Genomic DNA, 1,909 nt, shown 5'->3' with positions numbered 1-1,909 from the left:
GAGGAGGAGAAGTCGCTGCCCATCGCGGGAGTCAGCACGTGGCGGAGCAGCCCGCGGGAGTCGTACACGTAGTACGTGTCGGCGTAGCTGTCACCGGAGAGCACCCCACGGTCCAGGAGCGTGCGCCCCTGCTTGTCGAGGAACGACAGGCGGACGTGACCGTCCTCGTCCGTCGAGCGGACCACTTCGAGAGAACCCGAAGGATACAGGCCCCCGTCGGACAGGACGCCCGAGGACGTCACCGTGTCTATTCCAAAATTCAGTTCAGATTTACTTCCTTTTATACATAAAACAAGAAGGTAATTCTTGAATCAGATTACTCCAAAACAAGAATTGCTCTTTTATTCATTATGTCTAATTCAAAAGGTCTATTTAACAATATTTCTTCTTATGGTAATCAAAGATTATAGTTGATAGATAGACAATGTTTATGATGGTATATCCCAAAAAGAACTTTATGCATTTTATAAACATATCTAAATAAAACGAAGAGTTATTCAATCCGTAATTTACCATATTAGTAATCATCACATATAAGAGTATAAAAGCTAAAATAACCGAACTAAACAAATAACCTACTGTAATCCATTTCATCATTTTCCTGTGTATTTAAATAAACTTTTCATGTGATTCTGAAGTCCTAAAGGGCTTATATATACTTTGGGTACTAGAACGCTTGTCCATTGTCCAAATGTTTTAGTTGGCTGTAGCATATATTCATTTAACATCTTAGATCCTGCTTCATGTAAAGCATTAGATACCATTACCGCACAATTATTATTCAAAATATGATATTGATCGATAATGCGTGCATTAGGACTATTATAATATTCTGACATTGGGTTAGAGGGGTTATTGGATGATGAATAAAATTTCGTATCTAAAACATCTATTAATTCGTCATCTGATATATCTGAAATAGTAAATGTAGAAACTTCAGTAGAAAGGCTTTTCTCTTTATTGTAAGATAAAGCTTCTTCTCCCGTAAGTCTTACTAAGACACCAGGTCCATCAGCTAAAGAATTGAAAGAACCGTTAGCTCCTTTGTTTGTTCCATCATATCTACCATAAGTATAAACAATTATATCATCTCCTTCCCCTGCACTAATCCAAGCGTGGCCTAAACCATGATTAGACGTTGTTTCTGTATAAACCCTAACACTGTCTCCATTTACATCAATATTCATGACCGGACTGTTCGCCGCATACTGGTAAGGCGACATGGACGAGTATTTCTCGGCATAACGGTCAACAGTCATAAACCTTCCCAGCGCAGGGTCGTAATGTCGTGCCCCGTAGTCGTACCAGTTCAGACCGTTCTTCGTATCCAATTCCTTCCCGTTGTACTTGTAAGGCTGAACGTTGTTTGACGAAGCAAACAGTCCTCCGAAGGGATAGTAATGGTTCACCTCCTCTACCGTACCGTTCTGATTCAGCACCACCCGGTTGTTCCCCTGATGGTCCGTCAGGTAGTAGTGGTACTTCTTGTCCGCCAGGGTGACGTAACCGGCTTCCGTCAGCAGCAGCTTCTGCACACCGTTTTCATAGACCACGTTCCCGCAATAATCCGTTGTGGTGGTCGTACCGTTGATGACATGCTTCGTGCGGAGCTTGGTTCCGTCGGCAGCATAGACGTATTCAATGGTGCTTCCGTCACCGAACGTGACCTTGCCTGGCAAATTTAAGAAATTATACTGAATATTGCTAATGTTACGGTTCAAATCTTTCGTCAGGTTGCCGTTCGCGTCGTAGGCATACTCATTGGCCTGCTTTACAGCATCTTTGAACTCGAAACCGTTGTTGTAGGCAGAACTCGTCACTGCGTCGTCCACACGGTTCAGCCGGTTGCCCTCAAGCGTGAACGTCAGATTGTCTATCAAACCGTAGCTGCTTGCCCCCGTCTGCCCGT

2 protein-coding genes are annotated in these 1,909 nt (G+C 43.4%); both read right to left on the bottom strand.

The window, feature by feature from the left end; genetic code table 11:
• A partial coding sequence (locus BQ8005_RS17770; protein WP_234984100.1) for a hypothetical protein occupies positions 1–242 on the bottom strand: 242 nt, incomplete at its 3' end.
• 351 nt (positions 243–593) lie between these two features.
• A partial coding sequence (locus BQ8005_RS16570) for an RHS repeat domain-containing protein (protein WP_075319315.1) occupies positions 594–1,909 on the bottom strand: 1,316 nt, incomplete at its 5' end.

It is taken from the genome of Bacteroides togonis (genome assembly GCF_900130135.1).
GTDB classification, from domain to species: domain Bacteria; phylum Bacteroidota; class Bacteroidia; order Bacteroidales; family Bacteroidaceae; genus Bacteroides; species Bacteroides pullorum.
Note: the sequence above shows the minus strand (reverse complement) of the source record. Positions and strands in the feature narration are given on the sequence as shown.